The organism is Streptomyces sp. NPDC017991 (assembly GCF_044328075.1).
Taxonomy (GTDB): domain Bacteria; phylum Actinomycetota; class Actinomycetes; order Streptomycetales; family Streptomycetaceae; genus Streptomyces.
This window is the reverse complement of sequence record NZ_JBIRGP010000003.1, coordinates 483,063-503,755: the sequence shown is the minus strand read 5'-3', so window position 1 is coordinate 503,755 and position 20,693 is coordinate 483,063. Positions and strand designations below refer to the sequence as shown.

General features: G+C 69.7%; 17 protein-coding genes. 4 read left to right on the top strand and 13 right to left on the bottom strand.

The genetic code is table 11. The features are described 5' to 3' along the window. Nucleotides 1–14 precede the first annotated feature (14 nt). From ACH4DZ_RS10740 to ACH4DZ_RS10715, 6 genes are all read right to left on the bottom strand, one after another. On the bottom strand, nt 15–920 hold the full coding sequence (locus ACH4DZ_RS10740) for a type II secretion system F family protein (RefSeq protein ID WP_398287067.1): 906 nt from the start codon (nt 918–920) through the stop codon (nt 15–17). 154 nt (nt 921–1,074) lie between these two features. Further along, a complete protein-coding gene (locus ACH4DZ_RS10735; RefSeq protein ID WP_398286664.1) occupies nt 1,075–2,421 on the bottom strand; it encodes a CpaF family protein in 1,347 nt (448 codons plus the stop codon). A 66-nt stretch (nt 2,422–2,487) separates the two neighbouring features. Continuing rightward, entirely contained in the window at nt 2,488–2,868 is a 381-nt protein-coding gene (locus tag ACH4DZ_RS10730) for a TadE family protein (protein ID WP_398286662.1), read from the bottom strand. Next, the gene (locus ACH4DZ_RS10725; RefSeq protein ID WP_398286661.1) at nt 2,868–4,490 is read right to left on the bottom strand and encodes a CpaE family protein; all 1,623 of its coding nucleotides are present in this window, start codon (nt 4,488–4,490) and stop codon (nt 2,868–2,870) included. The genes ACH4DZ_RS10730 and ACH4DZ_RS10725 overlap by 1 nt, the downstream gene beginning before the upstream one ends. A 53-nt stretch (nt 4,491–4,543) precedes the next feature. Continuing rightward, the gene (gene cpaB, locus ACH4DZ_RS10720) at nt 4,544–5,257 is read right to left on the bottom strand and encodes a Flp pilus assembly protein CpaB (RefSeq protein ID WP_398286660.1); all 714 of its coding nucleotides are present in this window, start codon (nt 5,255–5,257) and stop codon (nt 4,544–4,546) included. Nucleotides 5,258–5,367: 110 nt separating this feature from the next. Next, a complete protein-coding gene (locus ACH4DZ_RS10715) occupies nt 5,368–6,246 on the bottom strand; it encodes a hypothetical protein (protein WP_398286659.1) in 879 nt (292 codons plus the stop codon). Nucleotides 6,247–6,669: 423 nt separating this feature from the next. Between ACH4DZ_RS10715 and ACH4DZ_RS10710 the strand changes: the two genes are divergently transcribed. Then, nucleotides 6,670–8,358, top strand: a complete 1,689-nt coding sequence (locus ACH4DZ_RS10710; RefSeq protein WP_398286658.1) for a chitinase — start codon at nt 6,670–6,672, stop codon at nt 8,356–8,358. A gap of 70 nt (nt 8,359–8,428) precedes the next feature. On the opposite strand, the gene ACH4DZ_RS10705 is transcribed toward ACH4DZ_RS10710, so the two are convergent. Continuing rightward, nucleotides 8,429–9,853, bottom strand: coding sequence for an Nramp family divalent metal transporter (locus ACH4DZ_RS10705; RefSeq protein ID WP_398286657.1), 1,425 nt, complete (start codon nt 9,851–9,853; stop codon nt 8,429–8,431). Nucleotides 9,854–10,174: 321 nt separating this feature from the next. Between ACH4DZ_RS10705 and ACH4DZ_RS10700 the strand changes: the two genes are divergently transcribed. Continuing rightward, nucleotides 10,175–11,512: a M14 family metallopeptidase gene (locus ACH4DZ_RS10700; protein WP_398286656.1), complete on the top strand. Its 1,338-nt coding sequence runs from the start codon at nt 10,175–10,177 to the stop codon at nt 11,510–11,512. A gap of 69 nt (nt 11,513–11,581) precedes the next feature. Here ACH4DZ_RS10700 and ACH4DZ_RS10695 read toward each other — a convergent pair whose 3' ends face one another. The 5 genes from ACH4DZ_RS10695 to ACH4DZ_RS10675 all read right to left on the bottom strand — a co-directional run bounded on the left by ACH4DZ_RS10695 (nt 11,582) and on the right by ACH4DZ_RS10675 (nt 16,349). Beyond that, a complete protein-coding gene (locus tag ACH4DZ_RS10695; RefSeq protein WP_398286655.1) occupies nt 11,582–12,196 on the bottom strand; it encodes a hypothetical protein in 615 nt (204 codons plus the stop codon). A 66-nt stretch (nt 12,197–12,262) separates the two neighbouring features. Beyond that, nucleotides 12,263–13,822 (bottom strand): GntP family permease, encoded by a 1,560-nt coding sequence (locus tag ACH4DZ_RS10690; RefSeq protein WP_398286654.1) that lies wholly within the window; start codon nt 13,820–13,822, stop codon nt 12,263–12,265. A gap of 120 nt (nt 13,823–13,942) precedes the next feature. Further along, nucleotides 13,943–14,356 (bottom strand): RidA family protein, encoded by a 414-nt coding sequence (locus ACH4DZ_RS10685; protein ID WP_398286653.1) that lies wholly within the window; start codon nt 14,354–14,356, stop codon nt 13,943–13,945. Further along, on the bottom strand, nt 14,353–15,117 hold the full coding sequence (locus ACH4DZ_RS10680) for an IclR family transcriptional regulator (RefSeq protein WP_398286651.1): 765 nt from the start codon (nt 15,115–15,117) through the stop codon (nt 14,353–14,355). Before ACH4DZ_RS10680 ends, ACH4DZ_RS10685 begins: the two co-directional genes overlap by 4 nt. Further along, nucleotides 15,114–16,349: a sugar kinase gene (locus ACH4DZ_RS10675; protein ID WP_398287066.1), complete on the bottom strand. Its 1,236-nt coding sequence runs from the start codon at nt 16,347–16,349 to the stop codon at nt 15,114–15,116. The genes ACH4DZ_RS10680 and ACH4DZ_RS10675 overlap by 4 nt, the downstream gene beginning before the upstream one ends. Nucleotides 16,350–16,570: 221 nt before the next feature. Between ACH4DZ_RS10675 and ACH4DZ_RS10670 the strand changes: the two genes are divergently transcribed. Both ACH4DZ_RS10670 and ACH4DZ_RS10665 read left to right on the top strand, forming a co-directional pair. Next, nucleotides 16,571–17,878: an amino acid deaminase gene (locus ACH4DZ_RS10670; RefSeq protein WP_398286650.1), complete on the top strand. Its 1,308-nt coding sequence runs from the start codon at nt 16,571–16,573 to the stop codon at nt 17,876–17,878. A 9-nt stretch (nt 17,879–17,887) separates the two neighbouring features. Then, the gene (locus tag ACH4DZ_RS10665; protein ID WP_398286649.1) at nt 17,888–19,513 is read left to right on the top strand and encodes an amidohydrolase family protein; all 1,626 of its coding nucleotides are present in this window, start codon (nt 17,888–17,890) and stop codon (nt 19,511–19,513) included. 35 nt (nt 19,514–19,548) lie between these two features. Here ACH4DZ_RS10665 and ACH4DZ_RS10660 read toward each other — a convergent pair whose 3' ends face one another. After that, a complete protein-coding gene (locus ACH4DZ_RS10660; protein WP_398286648.1) occupies nt 19,549–20,400 on the bottom strand; it encodes a serine protease in 852 nt (283 codons plus the stop codon). Between the last annotated feature and the right edge of the window lie 293 nt (nt 20,401–20,693).

Genomic DNA, 20,693 nt, shown 5'->3' with positions numbered 1-20,693 from the left:
ACTTCGTCCCCTCCTCATACTTCGATCCTGCCCAGGCGGCGGATCACGAAGAAGCCGATCGTGTAGAGGCCCATGGCGATCAGCACCAGGGTCTGGCCCAGTGGGGAGCCGGTCACCTTCGCCAGGGCGCCCTCGTTCGACGAGTTGACGAGGAGGAGCGAGCCGAGGCCGAGGAGGGGCACGGTGAAGGCCGTCGCGTTGACCTCGGAGAGCATCGTGCGGACCTCGCGGCGGGTCTCCTTGCGGTCCTCCAGGGTCTTGGTGAGGTTCCGCAGGGAGTTGACGACCGTGCCGCCCGCCTTGTTGGACAGGACCAGGGTGGTGACCAGGACGACGAGTTCGCGGGAGGGGAGGCGTTCGGCCAGTTCGCCGAGCGCGTCGTCCACCGAGCGGCCCAGGGTCAGCTGGTCCGCGACCCGGGCCAGCTCCTCCCCCGCCGGAGCCTCCAGCTCCTCCGCCGCCATCGCCAGGGCCGTACGCAGGGCGAGGCCCGCCGCCGCCGCGTTGGCCAGCAGGCGGGCCACGTCCGGGAGCTGGTTGATGAAGGCCTCGATGCGCTTCTGGCGCTGCCAGTTGAGGAAGATCGCGGCGCTCCACACGCCGACCAGGCCCGCGATGGGGCCGAAGAACGGGGCCAGGGCCGCGGCCGCGATCAGCCAGAGCGCGACGACCACGGCGGCCACGTACGTGAAGAACTCGCCCGCCGTCACGTCGAGTCCCGTCGCCGACAGGCGCAGCTGGATCGTGCGGCCCAGACCGGTGCGGCGCAGCCGGCGGTCGACGGCGGCGAAGCGGCGGGCCCGGCCGGCGGCGGTGCGCAGGGGGCCGCCGCCGGAGAGGCGGTCGACGAGGGCCTGGCGCTGGGCGCGGCCGGACGCGTACGTGTGCACGCCCGCGACCGCCAGCGTGCCGCACAGCATGGTGGCGCCGAGGGCGAGGGGGACCGCGTTGTTCACGGCTCGCTCCTCTCGGTCGTCGGGACTGTGACGGCTGAACTGACGCAGGTGGATCCAGTGGTTCCGGTCGTCCCGGTGGTACCAGTGGTTCCGGTGGTGGCAGGGGCTCCTGTGGGTGTCATCCGATCGCCTGCCGGGTGTTGAGGACGTCTGTCGCCCCCGCCTCCGCCACCCCGAAAGCGGGCGGCAGCGGCTCGTTGGCCACGTACAGCTTCTCCGCGACCGAGCGCGGCAGCGGGAGGTGTTCGAAGCGGCCGTGGACGACCCGGTCGGGGCCGGTGGGGCGCGGGACGAAGCGGGTCACGGGCACGATGCGGAACTGTTCGCGGCCGTGCGAGACCAGCAGCGCGATCTCGGTGACCTTGCGGGAGCCGTCGGCGTGCCGGGTGAGCTGGACGACGACGTCGACCGCGGAGTTGATCTGGTCCTTGAGCGCCTCGAAGGGGATCTGCACCTCGGACATCGAGCCGAGGGTCTGCAGGCGCATCAGGGCGTCCTCGGCGGAGTTCGAGTGGACGGTCGCGAGGGAGCCGTCGTGGCCCGTCGACATGGCCTGGAGCATGTCGAGGGTCTCGCCGCCGCGGACCTCACCGACGATGATCCGGTCGGGCCGCATGCGCAGGGAGTTGCGGACCAGGTCGCGGATGGTGATCTGGCCCTTGCCCTCCACGTTCGGGGGGCGGGACTCCAGGCGGATCACGTGCTCCTGCTGGAGTTGCAGTTCCGCGGAGTCCTCGATGGTGATGATGCGCTCGTGGGACGGGACGAGCCCGGAGAGCGCGTTGAGGAGGGTGGTCTTGCCCGAGCCCGTACCGCCGCTGACGATGACGTTGAAACGGGCCCGGACGAACGCGGCCAGCAGCAACAGCATCTGCTCGTCGAGCGAGCCGAGGCCGATGAGTTCGGGGAGCGTGTACGCGCGCGGGAAGCGGCGGATCGTGAGGGTGGGGCCGGTGAGGGAGAGCGGCGGGATGATGACGTTGACGCGCTCTCCGGTGGGGAGGCGGGCGTCGACCATCGGGTTCGACTCGTCCACGCGGCGGTTGACCGTGGAGACGATGCGCTCGATGGTCTGCATCAGCTGCTCGTTCGAGGCGAAGCGGAGCGGGAGCTGTTCCACGCGTCCGGCGCGCTCCACGAAGATGGAGTCCGGGCCGTTGACCATGATCTCGGTGATCGACACGTCGGCGAGGAGGGGTTCCAGGACGCCGAGGCCGAGGGCCTCGTCGACGACCCTGCGGATCAGCTGGGAGCGCTCGGTGGTCGACAGGACCGGGCCCTCGCGGCTGATGATGTGCCCGAGGACGCGCTCCAGGCGTATGCGCCGTTCGGCGGCCGCGAGGCTCGACATCTCCGCGAGGTCGATCTCCTCCAGCAGCTTGGCACGGTAGACGGCGACGAGGTGTCCGTCCTCGCGACCGGCTCCGCCCTCTTCGGGGGCGGCGATACGGGCTCGCAGGCTCATGTCTTCAACTCCTCTCGGTCAAGCGGTCAAGCGGTCAAGCGGTCGGTCGGCTGTGCGGTCGTGCGGTCAGTCGTCGGTGGGCATCGTGGCGTGGCGTTCCACCGTCACGCTCGGCAGGAGGGGGATGACGGCGGGGACCTGGAGCGTGACCGTCGCGGTGGTGAGGTCGCCGGTGCCCTCGGGGGCGTTCACCTGCGGGTCGAGCCATCCGCTCACCGAGGCCGCGCCCGCCGCTCCCCCGTCCTCCCCCTGCGAGGCGGCCCGCGCCGCGGCCCGCGCCGCCGAACCGGCCTGGTTGATGCCGTAGCCGATCAGGCCGAGCTGGATGGCGGCCATCCCGACCAGCAGCAGGATCGGCAGGAATCCGGCGAACTCCAGCATGGATACGCCCCGGTCGCCCCGGCCGTCCCGTAACCGCTTCCGAAAGAGCCGCGGAAGGCGCTTCATCAGTCGTCCCCCTCCAGTGCGGCTCCGGCCGTGCCCTCGACCGTCCAGCCCGCGTCGAACCCGGGGAAGAACAGGGGCACCTGAGCGGTGACCGTGGCCTTCATGACCGGCCCCTCGACGCCGCAGTCGATCCCGGCGCCGTCCCAGGCGCCCGGCAGGTGCTCCGCGCCCGCGGCGCCGCAGGCACCGCCGACGTCCCCGTCCACCGCGTACGCCGCGGTCGCCGCCCGTGCCGCCTCGTCCGCCGCATTCCCGGCCAGGGAGTACGTGTAGCCGTACAGCGCGCACTGCCACAGGATCGTCATCAGGACCAGCAGGATCGGGAACATGCCGGCGAATTCGAGGGTGACCGCGCCCCGGTCACCGCCCTTGCGGCGCAGGGAGAGGGAGCCCCTGTCCTTGTCCGGGGAGGCTTTACGGCGACGGCCGCCACCACCGCCCGCGGGCTGCTCGGCCATCAGTCCCAGCTCGCCCGCCAGGGCCCACAGTGCCTGCTTGACCGTGGAGCGGGCGTCCAGGTCCTGCATGCGGCCCGCGTCCACGACGGACTGGAGTTCCTTGAAGGCCGCGGGGACCGTGGTGCGGACGACCTTGGTGCCGGTGACGCGTTCGACCAGGGACGGCTGTATCTCCGTACCGCGGGAGAAGCGGTTGACGACCGTGCGGGTCTCCTCGGCCTTGCGGATCTGCAGGCGGTCCCACATGCGGACCATGCGTTTGGCGGCGCGGACGGCGACGACGTCGGGGGTGACCAGGAGCAGGGCCTGGTCGGCGAGTTCGACGGCGGCGGCGTTCGCGGCGTTCAGCTGGGCGCCGCAGTCGACGACCACGAGGTCGTAGCGGGAGCGCAGGGCGCCCAGGACCTGCCGGGCGACCCGGTCGGTGATCTCCTCGCCGCGTTCGCCCTCGGCGGGGGCGAGGAGCAGGCCGAGCCCGGTGTCGTGGGCGAAGACGGCGTCCTGGAGGACACGCGGGTTGATGTCGCTGATCGCGGCGAGGTCGGCGATGGAGCGGCGGAACTGCACGTCCAGGTACGAGGCCACGTCGCCGGACTGGAGGTCCAGGTCGAGCAGGGCGACCGAGCGGCCGGAGGCCTGGGCGGCCAGGGCGAGCTGGACGGCCGTGACCGTCGCGCCGACGCCGCCCTTCGCGCCGGTCACCGTGACGATCGAACCGCCCGGTCCGGTGTACAGCTCGGGGGCCGCGCTGCCCAGGTGGCGGCGCATGCCGGTGGACCAGGCGGCGGCGGCCTGGACGCGTTCGGCAAGGGCGTCGTAGCCGAGCGGCAGGCCGACGATGCCGCGCGCCCCGCAGTCCATGGCGGCGGTCAGTACGCCGGTGCTGGTGTCGGCGGTGATGAGGACGACGCCGACGGCCGGAAAGCGCATGACCAGGTCGCGGATGACGTCGAGCGCGGGGACCGGGCCGATCCGCTCGTGGACCAGGACGACTTCGGGCAGTTCGTCGAGGGACTCGGCGGCCAGCCGGGCGAGGGTGTCCAGCAGGGCCGTGGTGTCCGGGACCGGCGGGGCGGGTTCGGTGTCGGCGAGCTGGCTCAGGAGGGTGCTGAGGGCGCGGGCCGAGTCGATGTCGCCGACGGCGGGCAGGATGCGGATGGTCATCGGCGTGACCTCGCGCGGCGCGGCCTCGGAGGGACTGAGCGCATCACGGCCTCCTACTTGTCCTCGTCGAGGGTGTACGAGCGGTCGCCGGGGGCGACGGTGGCGTCGGCGCCGCCCGCGATCAGGGCGAGGCGGACGTGTTCGGCGAACGACTCGGCGTACGCGACGCGCTGGGCGTCGGCGGTGTCGAGGGCGAACGTGATGGGGACGGCCTCGTTGGCGGTGCGGCGGCGGTCGTTGCTGGACTGGCCGGGGTCGAGCGCGGTCAGTTTGCCGACGTCGATGACGCGGGCGTTCTGCACGATGACCTTCGACTGGTCCTTGCCGTTGTCGCTCTCGTCCTTGAACGTGGCGTAGATGTTGACCCGCGAGCCCGGGTTGATCTTGCCCGCCACACCGGTCGCCGCGTCGATCAGGATCGCGATCTCCTGCTGGCCCGCCTGCAGCGAGGGCCGGTCGACGATCATGTCCGTCTGGAGCAGCGAGCCCTTCTTCAGCTGCGTGACGGCGATCTTGCCGCGGACCTGGGAGAGGCGGGTGACCGCGGTGGACGACAGCCACCGCTCGGGCATCGACACCTTCTCGAACTGGTCGGCCGACAGCTCCTTGTAGGGCGCGATGTCGTCCTTCAGGCGGTATGCCGTGACCTCGGGGCCGACCTTCGAGTTCACGTCGCGGATCACCGAGAGCACTCCGGCGAAGGCGCCCACGGCGCACAGGACCGAGAGGACCAGCAGGATGACGCCGCGGCGCTGGCGCGAGTTCACTACATCTCACCTCGTGGGGGCGGTGCCGAGTTCAAGGGGTATTCACCGGTAGCAGGGGGTACTGCAAGATATTCACCGTTATTCAGGTGTACGCGCCTGACGTGCGGGGTTCACGTAGCCCCTCGGGGCAGGGCGCGTACCGAAGAGGCTGCCCGCGCGACGGCCGTCGGAAGCTCGTTCGACGAGGCCGGCAACGGCGCCGCACAGAAACCGCAGCGGTCCCCGATGAGTTCGAGACCGCACCAGTGGCATTCCTCGCGCCGTACGGACGAGACCAGTTGGTAGAGCACGGACACGTCGTAGAGGCCCGCGGCGAACTCGGCGACCTTGCCCGTGCCCCACCAGCGGGCCGACTCGGCGGGCAGCGGCACGGTCGCGACCCCCTGTACGTGCCAGGCGGGGGCGAGCGTCCCGGTGAGCCAGTCGGCGGGCAGCTGCCCGGCCGCGACGAGCATCCGCGTCCCGAACTCGGGCCCGGCCAGCTCCTCCTGCCCGACGCGCACCAACTGGGGCCGCGGAGTGGCCAGTACGGCGAACTGGGCTCCCGGCACCCACGACTTGGCGTGGGACTTGAGCGAGACCGGGATCCGGTCCAGCCTGGCGACCGAGTTCAGCAGGGCGCCCGAGTAGATGTAGTGGGCGAGCAGCCGCGCGGAGGAGGCCAGCACTCCGGGGCTGAAGTCGCAGACGGAGAGCTGGCGCAGCTGCTGGGCGAGCAGGGCGAGACCGAGCGGCGGCAGGTCGAGGGCGAGCAGCGCGATGCGGTCGCTCTCCAGGACGGACCGCACGGCGTGCAGCCGCCGGATCACGCCGGCCGGCGCGGAGGACGGGTAGAGCGCGATCACATAGCCGTGCTGCTCGATGAGCGCGTGCATGGCCGTGAGGGAGGCTTCGAGGGTGTCGAGGGGCTGGACGACGGCGGGCGGGGTCTGCCGGTCGTGCGGCGGGAGCACCAGATCGGAACTGGTGACGGCTATCGCGGTCGGCACGCTGCACACCACCCCGTTCACTGGGACGGGGTGGTCAACCGCGTCCCAGATCGCCCCTGTATCGCCTGATTGTTGTCGTGGATGTCGCCATCAATCCCTCACGGACGGACACAACTTGCCACTGTGGCGCCCTTCCGCAACTGCACCTTATCCACGGCATGCGCCGCTCAACACCGGATCCTTGAGATCAATTCACGCAACGTGCGACGTGATCCACACAGAGTGATCCACGCATACCTCAACTCTGCGCCCCCGCAGAGGCGTTGGCCTCGCCAAAGGTCTTGACAACCTGATTGGTCTGGACCAGCTTGGAGAGGCGACGGTGGCCACCGTGTCAGGACCTGCCCAACAGGCCCTTGTCCCCTCCCTCGCTCCCCCACCCCCACTCCCCCACCGGAGGCCCCAGTGGACCGCGTAGCAGGCATGCCCAGACGCAGACGGACATGGGCCGGCGCCCTCGCCGCCGTACTCGCCGCGTCCGCCCTCTCCCTCGCCGGTGCCGGCCAGGCCTCGGCCGCGGACGTCAACAACACCAAGAACGCCGGCTACGAGTCGGGGCTCTCCGGCTGGACCTGTTCGGCGGCCAGCGGTGCCACCGTCTCCTCCCCCGTGCACGGGGGTGCGGCGGCCCTGAAGGCCACCCCGGCCGGGCAGGACAACGCCCGCTGCAGCCAGACCGTCGCGGTGAAGGCCAACTCGACGTACACGCTGAGCGCCTGGGTGCAGGGCGGGTACGCGTACCTCGGCGCGAGCGGCACGGGCACGACCGACGTGTCGACGTGGACCCCGGACTCCTCGTCCTGGAAGCAGCTGACGACCTCCTTCACGACAGGCGCGAACACCACGTCCGTGACGGTCTACACCCACGGCTGGTACGGGCAGGCGGCCTACTTCGCCGACGACGTGTCCGTGTTCGGACCCGACGGGGGCGGCGGTGGCGACCCCGACCCGGTGGTCCCCGCGACACCCGCCGGCCTGAACGTGGCCTCCACGACCTCCTCCTCCGTCTCCCTGGCCTGGAACCCGGTGTCGGGCGCGAGCGGTTACACCGTCTACCGCAGCGGTACGAAGGTCGCGGCGGTGACCGGCACTTCGGCCACGGTCACCGGGCTGGCCGCCTCCACCGCCTACTCCTTCCAGGTCACCGCGACGAACACGGCCGGTGAGTCCGCGAGGTCGACCGCGGTCACCGGGACCACCAAGGCGTCCTCGGGCGGCGGGGGCACCCTGCCCAAGCACGCCGTGACCGGCTACTGGCAGAACTTCAACAACGGTGCGGCCGTCCAGAAGATCTCCGACGTCCCGTCCCAGTACGACATCATCGCGGTGTCCTTCGCGGACGCCACCTCCACGCCGGGCGCCGTGACCTTCAACCTCGACTCGGCCGGGCTCGGCGGCTACACCGTCGACCAGTTCAAGGCGGACGTCCAGGCCAAGAAGGCCGCGGGCAAGAAGGTGATCATCTCGATCGGCGGCGAGCGCGGCACGGTCGCGGTGAACGACTCCGCGTCCGCGGCGAACTTCGCCAACTCCGTCCACTCCCTGATGCAGACGTACGGCTTCGACGGCGTCGACATCGACCTGGAGAACGGTCTCAACGCCACGTACATGACGCAGGCGCTGCGGTCCCTGTCGGCGAAGGCGGGCGCCTCGCTGATCATCACGATGGCACCGCAGACCATCGACATGCAGTCCACGTCGAACACGTACTTCCAGACGGCCCTGAACATCAAGGACATCCTCACGGTCGTCAACATGCAGTACTACAACAGCGGTTCGATGCTCGGCTGCGACGGCAAGGTGTACTCGCAGGGCTCGGTGGACTTCCTGACCGCCCTCGCCTGCATCCAGCTGGAGGGCGGTCTCGCGCCGTCCCAGGTCGGCCTCGGCGTCCCGGCGTCGACGCGCGGCGCGGGCAGCGGATACGTATCCCCGACCGTCGTGAACAACGCCCTGGACTGCCTCGCCAAGGGCACGAACTGCGGCTCCTTCAAGCCGTCCAGGACCTACCCGGACCTGCGCGGCGCGATGACCTGGTCCACGAACTGGGACGCCACGGCGGGCAACGCGTGGTCGAACGCGGTGGGGCCGCACGTGCACGCGCTGCCGTAGCGGCGGGCACCCGCACCTTCACCTTTTGGCGCCGCACCGGTGTGTACGCACCGGTGCGGCGCCTTCGGCACTAGAAGAAGTCCGCCCACGGCTGGTCCCAGATCTGCTTCACGCACAGGACGACGAAGAGCAGGCCCGCGATCGTCAGCATGGCGTTGCTCAGGAGGCCGTTGCGCCACTCGGGTGGTGTGCGGGAGGAGTTGAGGAGCCAGACCAGGGTGAGGGCCAGGAAGGGGAGGAAGGCCGCGCCCAGGACCCCGTACAGGATGATCAGGCGGAAGGGCTGGCCCTCGAAGAGCAGGACCATGGGTGGGAAGGTCAGCCAGAGGAGGTACGCGCGGAACGGCCAGGACTTCTCGTGGGTGCCGGATGCCACTTCCTCGCCCGAGGCGGAGGCCGGGGCCGGGGCCTGGTTCGGGGGCGCGTCGGCGTTCGCGGTCCTTGCCGCGGCCCTGTCCTTGCGGAAGCGTTCCACGAAGTCCGCGAACATCAGGCTCACGCCGTGCCAGACGCCGATCAGTGAGGTGAAGGACGTGGCGAAGAAGCCGATGAGGAAGAACTTGGCGGTCGCCGTGCCGTACTCGTCCTCCAGGATGTCCCCGAGCTGGATCAGGCCCTTGTCGCCGCTCGCGATCGCGATGTTGGAGGAGTGCAGGATCTCCGCGCCCACGAACAGCATGGCGATGACGAAGATGCCCGTGGTGATGTAGGCGACGCGGTTGTCGAGCCGCATCACCTTCATCCAGCCGGTGTTCGTCCAGCCCTTCGCGTTGACCCAGTAGCCGTACGCGGCGAGCGTGATCGTGCCGCCGACTCCGCCGATCAGGCCGAGCGTGTTGAGGATCGAGTCCTTCTCGTCGGGCAGGACCGGCAGCAGGCCCGCGAACGCCTCGCCCAGGTGGGGGGTGACGCGGATCGCCAGATAGACCGTGACGACGAACATGACGCCCACCAGGACGGTCATGACCTTCTCGAAGACCGCGTACTTGTTGAACCAGACGAAGACCAGGCCCACCAGGCCGGTCAGGATCGCCCACCACTTGAGGTCCATGACGTCCGGGAACAGCGCCTGCAGGGGCAGGCCCGACGAGGACATGGCCGCCGCCCCGTAGACGAAGCCCCAGATCACGACGTACCCGACGAAGAACCATGACGTCCAGCGGCCGAGGCTCGCCCAGCCGTCGAAGAGCGTCCGGCCGGTGGACAGGTGCCAGCGGCCCGCCGCCTCGGCGAGCGAGATCTTGACGAGGCAGCCGATCACGGCGGCCCACAGGAGGGTGTAGCCGAAGTTCGAGCCCGCGATCAGGGTGGCGACGAGGTCGCCCGCGCCCACGCCGGTCGCGGCGACCACGATGCCGGGGCCGATGTACTTCCAACTGGATCTACGAGGGACGGCCCCGTCTTTTCCCGATGGCCCTGGTGCCGTTGTTCCTCCCGGGGGTCCCGCCGTGCCGCCCGAGCCCCTGGTGTCCGCGTGTCCCGAGGTGTCCGCCATGCCGATCAAGAAAGCGTAAAGAGATCCGGGGCACAAGGGGGCGTGCGCCGATTCCCACCTGATGTGCACAGCGTGAACCGCCTGTTCGAGGGGTGGTCGAAGAGTGGTCCAGGGGCGGGTCGAGGGGCGGTCCAGCGGTGGTCGAGGTGCGGTCCAGCGGTGGGAGGGGTTCGATTTCGGCCTGATTCCGGTGTCGGCTTCCGGGATTACCTTGACCCGAACATGCCATGGCTCCACGATGAGCGCCACACCGCACAGCCATCCCCCGCTCCAATCCCCACATTTCCGGTGATCCCGGATCTGGAGACAACAGGAGGATCCATGCGATTTCGTGACAGACGTGGGCGGCGCAGTGCTGCTCTCGCCACGCTCCTCGCGCTGGCTCTCGCGGCGCCCGTCGCCGCCATGACCGACGCGGGAGCCGCCCCCGGCAGGGCTCCCGCCTCCGACACGGACGAGATCCGCCAGTACGAGATCCATGTGCACGGCAGCACCTCCGCCGTCCGTACGGCGATCGCGCGGACGGGCGTCTCGATCGACGAGGCCGATGAGGAGACGGTCGTCGTCTCGGGTCGCGCGTCCCAGGCGAAGGAACTGCGGCGGCTGGGGTACGAGGTCACCTCGCTCGGCGCCGCCCCGGACCGGTCCGGCGCCGCCGATGTCGGCGTCCTCGACTTCCCCTCCGCCGACTCGCGCTATCACAACTACGCCGAGATGAACACGGAGATCAACCAGCGGCTGGCGGCCTACCCGGGCATCATGAGCAAGCGCGTGATCGGGAAGTCGTACCAGGGCCGGGACATCATCGCCGTCAAGATCAGCGACAACGTCGCCACCGACGAATCCGAGCCCGAGGTGCTGTTCACCCACCACCAGCACGCGCGCGAGCACCTCACCGTGGAGATGGCGCTCTATCTGCTGCGGGAGCTGGGTGCCGGGTACGGGTCGGACTCCCGCGTCACGAACATGGTGAACAACCGGGAGATCTGGATCGTGCCGGATCTCAATCCGGACGGCGGCGAGTACGACATCGCCACCGGCGCGTACCGGTCCTGGCGGAAGAATCGGCAGCCCAACACCGGCAGTTCCGCTGTGGGGACCGACCTGAACCGCAACTGGAACTACCGGTGGGGGTGCTGTGGCGGGTCGTCCGGGTCCACCTCGTCCGAGACCTACCGGGGTGCCTCGCCCGAGTCCGCGCCCGAGGTGAAGGTCGTCGCCGACTTCGTCCGCAGCCGGGTCGTCGGCGGCACCCAGCAGATCAAGGCCGGCGTGGACTTCCACACGTACAGCGAGCTGGTGCTGTGGCCCTTCGGGTACACCACCGCGGACACCGCGACCGGGATGACGGTGGACGACCGGAACGCGTTCGCCGCGGTCGGGCAGAAGATGGCCGCCAGCAACGGGTACACGGCGGAGCAGGCGAGCGACCTGTACATCACCGACGGGTCGATCGACGACTACCTCTGGGGCAGTCAGAAGATCTTCGCGTACACCTTCGAGATGTATCCGTCGTCCAGTGGCGGGGGCGGGTTCTATCCGCCCGACGAGGTCATCGAGCGGGAGACCTCGCGGAACCGGGACGCGGTGTTGCAGCTCCTGGAGAACTCCGACTGCATGTATCGGTCCATCGGTAAGGAGACGCAGTACTGCAGTTGAGCGGGGTGACTTGAAGTGGGTGGGGAGCTGCGCGTCCGTCGTGGCCGGGCGCGCAGCTCCCCACTCCCCTTACGGGACGCTCGGCTCCGGGGCTTCCTCGTCCTCGGTCTCCTCGAAGTAGGTGTCCAGGACCTTGTCCAGGTCCTCCTCCCACACCTTGAAGTCGGAACGTGACTTCGCCTCGATCTCCAGGGGGTACCAGCGGCGGTCGGGTGTGTGCACCGTGATGGTGAAACGCTTCCCGAAGCGCGGGGTCTCCGTCTCCACCGCGCCGATCTCATCCCAGCGGAACTCGGCCTCCTGGTCGTCCAGCGTCAGCCGTACGCCCTTGTGGTCCGCGACGATCTTCGCGCGGCGGTCGGCGGCCTCGAAGACCGGGGCGCCGTCCGGGGCCCGGACCTCTTCGGGCTCCTCGGGCTCCTCGGGTTCCTCGGGTTCGCTGTGCTCCTGGGACTCCTGGTACTTCTGGGACTTCTCGCCCGAGGAGTCCTTGGCGGAAGGCCCGTCGTCGGGGGCCTTCGCGTCGGAGGGTTCCTGTTCCTCCTTCGTCGCCTTCGGCCCGGCGGTGCCGGGGTCGGTGGCGGCGGGCTCGGCGGGGCGCGGGCCCGTGATGCCGGGCACGGCCGCCGGGTCGACCGCGGCACCTTGCAGGGGCTGGATGTTGGGTCCTATGCGCTGCTCCACAGCGGGCAGTATGGTCGACGATCCTGTGTCAGGAACAGTCGGACTCCGGTTCGTCCCGCTACATCGTTATATGAAGACGCTCAGTGCCGCCGCCATCGCGAAGCCCGCCACCGACAGCACCGTCTCCAGGACCGTCCACGACTTGAGGGTGTCGCGTTCGGAGATGCCGAAGTACTTGGCGACGATCCAGAAGCCGCCGTCGTTGACGTGCGAGGCGAAGATCGAGCCGGCCGAGATCGCCATGATGATCAGTGCCAGGTGCGCTTGCGAGAGGTCCTGGCCCTCGACCAGCGGGACCACGATGCCCGCTGTGGTGACGATGGCCACCGTTGCCGAGCCCTGGGCCACTCGCAGGACGACCGAGATCAGGTACGCCAGCACGATGACCGGCAGGCCCACGTCGTTGAAGGTGTCCGCGAGTGCGTCCGCGATGCCCGAGCCCTTGAGTACGGCGCCGAAGACACCGCCCGCGCCCACCACCAGCAGGATGTTGCCCACCGGCTTGAGGGATGACGTGGAGACCGTTTCCAGGGACTTGCGGGACCAGCCTCGCCTGATGCCCAGCAGGTAGTACGCCATCAGCAGCGCGATCGTCAGCGCGACGAAGGGGTGCCCGAAGAACTCGACGACCGAGCGGAAGGTCGAGGGGTCCAGCGCGATCGAGGAGAACGTCGCGGCCAGGATCAGCAGCAGGGGTGTGCCGATGATGAGGAAGACCGTGGGGAGGGGGACCGCTTCCTCCGCGTAGTCGTCGGGGGTCGTGGTGGCGGCGACGGCTGCTTCGCCCGTGCCTGCTGTGTTGGCGGGCCCTCCTGTGGAGCGCGCTGCCGCTCGGCGTGCCGCGCGCTCCTCCGCCACCGCGGCCTTCGCCTCGTCCGCCGCCTCCAGCATGTCCTGCGGTACGGGGACGAAGAGGCGCTTGCCGATCCAGGCCGCGTACGCCCAGGCCGCGAGTACGGCCGGGATGCCTACGACGATGCCCATCAGGATGACCCAGCCGAGGTCCACCTTGAACAGCCCTGCGGCCGCTACCGGGCCGGGGTGCGGGGGCAGGAACGCGTGCGTCATCGACAGGCCCGCGAGCAGCGGCATGCAGTAGAGCAGGATCGACTTGCCCGAGCGCTTGGCGGCGGCGTAGACGATCGGCGCCAGGACGAAGATGCCCACGTCGAAGAAGACCGGGATGCCGAAGATGAGGCCGGTGAGGCCCATGGCGAGCGGGGCGCGCTTCTCGCCGAAGAGGTTCAGCAGGCGGGTGGAGAGTGCCTCGGCTCCGCCCGACACCTCCAGGATCGCGCCCAGCATCGTGCCGAGGCCGATGATGATCGCCACGTGGCCGAGGATGCCGCCCATGCCCGACTCGATCATCGAGACGGAGGCCGATCTCTGGACCGTGCCGAAGAGTTCCGTGACGGAGAGGCCGGCCGAGAGGCCGACGGCTATGGAGACCGCCAGCAGGGCGACGAACGGCTGGAGTCTGACCTTGATGATCAGGACCAGCAGAAGAATGATGCCCAGGGCCGCGACGGTCAGGAGTCCTGCCGTGCCGTCCAGGAGGAGGAGCAGGCCTCCTGTGTGGGGTGGGGTTTCCGGGGCTGGTGGGGCTGCTGCGAGGAGCGGTGTCATGGGGAGGGCCTCGATTTCGGAGCATGCTGTTTTTGGGCAGGGGGTATCGCCGTACGTGGTGCGGGTTTTTTGGGAGGGGGAGGGAGGGGAGGGAGGGGAGGGTGGGAGGGGTGGGCTGAGTTATGCGGTCAGTACCGCCAGAGCGTCGATTTCGATCAGGAGGCCTGCGGGCAGGCCCACGTAGACCGTGGTGCGGGCCGCCGGGGGTGCGGTGAGGTTCTGCTCCTCGAAGTACGCGTTGTAGAGGGCGTTCATCTCGGCGAAGTGGTCTACGTCCGTGAGGTAGACGCGGATCATCATCGCGTCGTCCCAGGAGGCGCCGCCCTCTTCGAGGATTGCCTTGACGTTGGCGAGCGTCTGGAGGGTCTGCTCGCGCAGGGTGGGGCCCGCGGGGGTCGGCGGCTGGCCCTCCACCGCGGGCAGGAAGCCGACCTGGCCCGCCACCTGGAGGATGTTGCCCTTCCTGACGCCGTGCGAGAACTTGGCGGGCGGGGTGGTGTGGGTCTTCGGGGTGAGGGCGGTCTTGTCGGTCATGAGCTGGGTTCCTTCGTCGGGTTCTTGCCTGAGTATTCGGCGCTGATGGCCTCCGCGGTGCGGCGGACCAGGGGGAGCAGTGTGAGGAGTTCGTCCGCGGTGACCACGACGTTCGGGGCGGAGACGGACATGGCTGCGGTTACGCGTCCGTCGGTGCCCCGGATGGGGGCGGCCACGCAGTTGATGGACTCCTCGTGGCCTCCGAGGTCGGTGGCCCAGCCCTGTTCCCTGACCTTGTCCAGCTCCCGCAGGAAGGCGGGGGCGCTGGGGGTCGAACGGGACGTGTACATGGGGTAGTCGAGCTTCTCCGCGAAGGTGCGGCGCTCGGGTTCGGGGAGGTCGGCGAGGAGCAGCTTGGCGACGGCTGCGACCGTGATGGCGACCGGTTTGCCGATGCGGGAGTACATGCGGACCGGGTAGCGGCTGTCAACCTTGTCGATGTAGAGGACTTCGCCGTCCTCGTGCACGGCCAGGTGGACGGTGTGGCCGCAGTTCTCGTTGAGGCGTACGAGGTGGGGGTGGGCGATCTCGCGGACGTCCAGGTTCTCCACGGCTTCCTGGGCCAGCGCGAAGAGGCGGGCGCCCAGGCGGTAGCGCTGGTCGGACTGGCGGTACACCAGGCCGTGTTCGTGGAGCGTGCGGAGGAGTCGCAGGGCGGTTGACTTGTGGACACCTAGGCGGTCGGCGACCTGGCCCAGGTCGGCGGGGCCCTCGGCGAGCAGCGGCAGGATGCTCAGCGCTCGGTCGACTGTCTGGCTCATGGGGTCGGTACCTCCTCCTGGGCCCGGTCTGCGGTGTTCGTCCAGCCGGGGCCGAGACGAAGTCTCCCCCACGCGGTGTCGTCCAGGGCTGCGAGGCGGTCGGCGTAGGCGCGGGAGGGGGGTGTGCCCAGGTCTCCGGGGACGGTGAGGGCCGCGGCGGCCATGAGGTGGCCGTGGCGGAGGCGGTGTTTGGGCGGGAGGCCGCGGAGGGTTGCCGAGAGGAAGCCTGCCGCGAAGGCGTCGCCTGCTCCCACTGGGGCTACTACGTCCACGTTGAGGGCGGGGGCGGCGGTCACGGTGTCGCCCTCGCGTGCGGGGTGGGGCGGGGGCGTACCGGGGGGTGTCCGTCCTCGGTCCGGTGCGGAACAGGGGGCTTTGGAGGGGAGGGCGGTTGACGCACCGGCGCCTGCGGGCGAACACCCCCCGGTACGCCCCCTCGCGTCCGTGCGCGGGTGCGGGTGCGGGTGCGGCGATGACTCGAAGACCGTGGCGCCTCGGCTGCCGTTTTTGATCACCAGGACCTGGGGTTCCGGGAGTGCCGCGCGGATGGCCGTCGGGCCGCCTGTGATGCCCCAGGCCTCCTCGGCCTCGTCCTCGCCCACGAAGACCAGGTCCGCGCCGCGGGCCAGGGTGAGGAGGGTGGCACCCGCCGTGCTGGCGTCCGGCCAGAGCCCCTCCCGGTAGTTGACGTCGAAGGAGATCAAGGGGCGGGCGGGGGTGGGAGGGCGGGTGGGGGTGGGCGTGGGGGTGGGGGTGGGAGTACGGGGGCTGGTGGGGTGGGGTTGGTGGGGGGGCTGGGGCGTTGTGAGGGTTGTCAGGAGGGAGAGGCAGGTGGGGGAGAGGGCTGCCGTGATGCCGGAGAGGTGGAGGATGTCCGCCGCGTACAGGGCCTTGAGGTCGACGGTGGTGGGGGACATCGCCGAGGCTGCGGAGCCCGTGCGGTAGTACGCCACCTCGTGGGCGTCTGTCGCTCTGTCGCCGGCCGTGCGGAAGTAAATGCCGGTGGGGCGGGTGGGGTCGCGTTGTACGGCGGAGGTGTCCACGCCGTAGGACGCGATCGTCTCCAGGAGGTGGTCGCCGAAGCCGTCCGCGCCGACCCTGCTGACCCATCGCGTGCTGTGGCCCGCGGCTGCCAGTACGCACGCCACGTTGGATTCGGCGCCGCCGATCGCGCGCTCGAAGGACGGTACGTCGGCGAGGCGGCCTGGGCGGGAGGGCAGGAACGTGACCATGGACTCGCCGAGGGTGACGACCTCCGCTGCGGCCGGAGGGCGCTGGGGGTCGTCGTGTTCGGGCGGTCCGGTGCGGGTCACGGCGGCGGGGCTCCTGTCTCTGCCGTGGGTCTGGGCGGCTCCGTTGACCCGGCGTTGGCCGAGATGTTAGACAGCAGTAAGCGCGATACGCAATGGCTGTTGCGGAGGATGCAATGGCCTCTATGAAGGAGGCTCGCTCTATGGCCGCCGACTCCGTCTCTGCTCGTGGCAGGGAACGTCTTGCCTCGCTCGCCGATGAGCCTGTCGACCATCGGTTCAAGGGTCTGCCGCCCGATGCCGAGGGGCTGACCGTCGGTGAGCTGGCCGCCGAGCGCCGCAATCTGTTCAGCGGTGGGTTCACCACGCCGTTGCTCGCCCTCTCCGCCGAGCGGCTTGAGCACAATCTGCGGCTCATGGAGACGTACGCGGAGCGTCATGGTCTCGTTTTCGCTCCGCACGGCAAGACGTCCATGGCTCCCCAGCTCTTTTGGCGGCAGATCGAGCATGGGGCTTGGGGCATCACGCTTGCCGTGCCGCATCAGGTGCGGGTGGCCCGCGCTTTCGGTGTCCAGCGTGTCTTTCTGGCCAACGAGTTGGTCGATTCGGCCGCCCTCGCGTGGGTTTCCGCCCAGCTGGCCGCCGATCCTGAGTTCCGGTTCGTCTGTTATGTCGACTCCGTGCGGGGTGTCGAGCTGATGGACGCCGCGCTGCGGGGGGTCTCCTCGCCGCCCGTGGACGTCGTCGTCGAGCTTGCGGCGGGTGAGGGTGCTCGGACCGGGGTGCGGACCGAGGCCGAGTGCGGGGTCGTCGCCGACGCCGTGGCCGGTGTGGAGACGCTTCGGCTGGTGGGGGTCGCGGGGTACGAGGGTGAGGTGCCGGACGCCGACCCCGAGCGGGTGCGGGCCTGGCTGCGGCGGCTCACCGCCCTGGCCGTGGAGTTCGACAAGGCGGGGCGGTTCGCCGGGGCGGGGCTGGACGAGATCGTGGTGAGCGCGGGGGGCAGTGCATGGTTCGACGCTGTGGCCGACGTGTTCGCCGAGCTGCCCGAACTGTCGCTTCCTGCGCTGAAGTTGCTGCGCTCGGGTGCCTACGTCTCCCATGACGACGGGCACTACCGGGAGGTGACGCCCTTCGTCCGGGTTCCGGAGGAGGGTGCTCTGCAGCCTGCCTTCCGACTCTGGGCTCAAATCGTCTCCCGGCCCTCGGCCGAGCAGGCCTTCGCCAACGCCGGCAAGCGCGATGCCGCCTACGATCTGGATCTGCCCGTCGTGCAGGTGGTGCGGGGAGAGGGCGGGGAGGGTGGGGAGCTGCGGGCGGATGGCGTCAGCATTAGCTCGCTGTCCGATCAGCATGCCTGGATTCGTACGGGCGCGGGGGTTGAGCTCCAGGTCGGTGACTGGGTGGGGATGGGGCTCTCTCATCCCTGTACCTCGTTCGACAAGTGGCAGTTGATCCCCGTGGTGGAGCAGGACGGCACTGTCGTCGACTACGTCCGCACCTATTTCTAGGAGCTCGCCATGCTGGATCTCGTCATCCGTGACGTGGACGTCGTCGACGGCAGCGGAGATCCGTCCTTCCGGGCCGACGTGGGTATCGAGGGCGGCAGGATCACGACCGTGGTGCAGGAGGCGGCTGCCGCGGGATGTCTGCGGCCCGTCGCCCGTCGGGTGGTGGATGCCGAGGGGCTCGTGCTGGCTCCCGGGTTCATCGACATGCACGCGCACAGCGATCTCGCCCTTTTGCGGGACCCCGATCACAGCGCGAAGGTGGCCCAGGGGGTCACGCTGGAGGTCATCGGGCAGGACGGGCTGTCGTACGCCCCCGTGGACGACCGCACGCTGGCCGAGGTGCGCCGCGCGATCACCGGCTGGAACGGCAGCGGGGACGACATCGACTTCAGCTGGCGGTCCGTGGGTGAGTACCTGGATCGTCTGGACCATGGGTTCGGTGGTGAGGGCATCGCCGTCAACGCCGCCTATCTGATTCCGCAGGGCGCTGTGCGGATGCTCGCCGTCGGCTGGGACGACCGGGAGGCGACACCTGACGAGCTGCGGCGGATGCGGCAGTTGGTCGCCGACGGGATGCGTGAGGGCGCGGTCGGCATGTCGTCGGGGCTCACGTACACCCCCGGTATGTACGCCAAGGACGCCGAGCTGACCGAACTGTGCCGGGTGGTGGCCGAGTACGGCGGCTACTACTGCCCGCATCACCGGTCGTACGGCGCCGGTGCCCTGGAGGCGTACCGGGAGATGGTGGAGCTGACGCGGGAGGCCGGGTGCTCACTCCATCTCGCGCACGCCACCATGAACTTCGGCGTGAACAAGGGGAAGGGCCACGAGCTGTTGACCCTCCTCGATGAGGCGCTGGCCGGTGGGGCGGACATCAGTCTCGATACGTACCCGTACACGCCTGGTTGTACGACGCTTGTGGCGATGCTGCCCAGTTGGGCGAGTGAGGGCGGGCCGGAGGCCACCCTGGCCCGGCTGGGGGACGAGGAGAACGCCGGGCGGATCCGCCACCACATGGAGGTGGTGGGGTCGGACGGGTGTCATGGCGTGCCCATCGAATGGGACACCATCGAGATTTCCGGTGTCGCCGATCCGGCGCTCGGGTCCTATGTGGGGCGGACGGTCCAGGAGTCCGCGGACGCGCGTGGCGAGGCGCCTTGGACCACGGCGCGTCGGCTGCTGCTCGACGACGGTCTCGGCTCGACGATCCTGCAGCACGTGGGGCACGAGGAGAACGTGCAGACGATCATGCGGCACCGCGTCCACACCGGCGGCTCGGACGGCATTCTGCGGGGTGACAAGCCGCATCCGCGGGCGTACGGCACCTTTCCGCAGTACCTCGGGCGGTATGTGCGGGAGTTGGGTGTGCTGAGTTTGGAGGAGTGTGTCGCCCATCTGACGTCGCGGCCGGCGGCGCGGCTGCGGCTGGCCGACCGCGGGCTGGTGCGGGAGGGGTACCGGGCGGACCTGGTTCTCTTCGATCCGCGGACGGTGGCCGCCGGTTCGACCTTCGAGGTCCCGCGGGCGCTGCCGACCGGCATCCCGCATGTCCTCATCGACGGGCGGTTCGTCGTCGAGGACGGGCGGCGGACGGATGTGCTGGCGGGGCGGGCGGTCCGCCGGACCACCAGCTGACCGCCCGCCGACCGACCGGTTACAGCTTGGGCCGGTTACGGCTTGGGCAGGGTGCAGCCGGCGGCGCTCAGGTCGAGTTTGCTGTCGAGGCCGAAGCAGGCGGGTATCTGGTAGGTCTCCTGGCCGTAGTTGATGCCCGCGCGGACGGTGACCGTGCCGTTCGCGTCCACCTCGCACGGGTTGTTGTCGGTGCAGCGTCCGCCGTCCTCGTTGCCGGTGTTGTTGACGGCGACGACGTTGCCGGTGGCGTTGTCGATCACGGGTGAGCCCGAGGTGCCGCCGATGGTCTGGCAGGCGGAGGTGTAGCGGACCGAGTCCTTCCAGGTCCAGGCACCCTCCTTGAGGCGGTAGGCGAAGCCGTCGACGTTGCAGGCGTACGTGCGCTTCCAGTAGCCGGAGACGACCGTGATGGCGGTTCCGGCGACGGGGTGCGTGTCGTTGAGGGTCAGCGGGCTGATGCCGTACGAGGTCTTGATCGCCCCGTAGGTGGTGGTGAGCTGGTAGAGCGAGACGTCCGTGTCGGTCATGGTGGCGTATGTGATCTTGCTGGCGCGCAGGGTGGCGACACGGGTGCCGGCGGAGTTCAGCAGGCCGAAGGTGCGGGTGGAGGCCCGGTCGACGATGACCTCGCCGGCCGCGGGGAAGCCGGTTTCGAGGCAGTGGCCGTTCGACATCACCAGCGCCGGGTCGTCGTCCTCGGAGTCGGGGAAGCGCACGACGGAGCCGGAGCAGTTGCTGAGCGAGACGGTGCCGGCGAAGGTGACGGCCTGGACGGCCGCGGGTGCGTCGGTGTCGGTCTTCGTCTCTGTGGCGGCCACCGCCGGTGCTGCCAGGCCCGTCCCTGTGATCATCAGGGCGCCGAGCGCGGCAAGGAGAGGCTTTTTCATGTGGGGGGTCCCCTCGTGTGACGTGAGCGGCCGAAGATCTTCCGGCCACTTCCCGTTTTTGTCATGCGCATTCTTAGGCCCCTCCCCCACCCCGACAAGAACCCATTTCCAGCCGCACCGAACGTCGATGACGGCGGCGGGGTGCGGGGTGCGCATGCCTGCGGCCGGGTGGGGGTTGCCCGCGCAGTTCCCCGCGCCCCTGGCGGGGCCGGCTTTCGGCCTTTAGGGGCGCGGGGAACTGCGCAATCTTTGACGCCAGCCATCACCGGGCTGAGGTTCATACTCCCTGGCCG

What these genes read in the sequence shown, in the direction of transcription:
- ACH4DZ_RS10740 (WP_398287067.1), bottom strand. Translation starts at nt 920, where the DNA reads ATGCTGTGCGGCACGCTGGCGGTCGCGGGCGTGCACACGTACGCGTCC.
- ACH4DZ_RS10735 (WP_398286664.1), bottom strand. Translation starts at nt 2,421, where the DNA reads ATGAGCCTGCGAGCCCGTATCGCCGCCCCCGAAGAGGGCGGAGCCGGT.
- ACH4DZ_RS10730 (WP_398286662.1), bottom strand. Translation starts at nt 2,868, where the DNA reads ATGAAGCGCCTTCCGCGGCTCTTTCGGAAGCGGTTACGGGACGGCCGG.
- ACH4DZ_RS10725 (WP_398286661.1), bottom strand. Translation starts at nt 4,490, where the DNA reads ATGACCATCCGCATCCTGCCCGCCGTCGGCGACATCGACTCGGCCCGC.
- ACH4DZ_RS10710 (WP_398286658.1), top strand. Translation starts at nt 6,670, where the DNA reads ATGCCCAGACGCAGACGGACATGGGCCGGCGCCCTCGCCGCCGTACTC.
- ACH4DZ_RS10705 (WP_398286657.1), bottom strand. Translation starts at nt 9,853, where the DNA reads ATGGCGGACACCTCGGGACACGCGGACACCAGGGGCTCGGGCGGCACG.
- ACH4DZ_RS10700 (WP_398286656.1), top strand. Translation starts at nt 10,175, where the DNA reads ATGCGATTTCGTGACAGACGTGGGCGGCGCAGTGCTGCTCTCGCCACG.
- ACH4DZ_RS10690 (WP_398286654.1), bottom strand. Translation starts at nt 13,822, where the DNA reads ATGACACCGCTCCTCGCAGCAGCCCCACCAGCCCCGGAAACCCCACCC.
- ACH4DZ_RS10685 (WP_398286653.1), bottom strand. Translation starts at nt 14,356, where the DNA reads ATGACCGACAAGACCGCCCTCACCCCGAAGACCCACACCACCCCGCCC.
- ACH4DZ_RS10680 (WP_398286651.1), bottom strand. Translation starts at nt 15,117, where the DNA reads ATGAGCCAGACAGTCGACCGAGCGCTGAGCATCCTGCCGCTGCTCGCC.
- ACH4DZ_RS10675 (WP_398287066.1), bottom strand. Translation starts at nt 16,349, where the DNA reads ATGGTCACGTTCCTGCCCTCCCGCCCAGGCCGCCTCGCCGACGTACCG.
- ACH4DZ_RS10670 (WP_398286650.1), top strand. Translation starts at nt 16,571, where the DNA reads ATGGCCGCCGACTCCGTCTCTGCTCGTGGCAGGGAACGTCTTGCCTCG.
- ACH4DZ_RS10665 (WP_398286649.1), top strand. Translation starts at nt 17,888, where the DNA reads ATGCTGGATCTCGTCATCCGTGACGTGGACGTCGTCGACGGCAGCGGA.
- ACH4DZ_RS10660 (WP_398286648.1), bottom strand. Translation starts at nt 20,400, where the DNA reads ATGAAAAAGCCTCTCCTTGCCGCGCTCGGCGCCCTGATGATCACAGGG.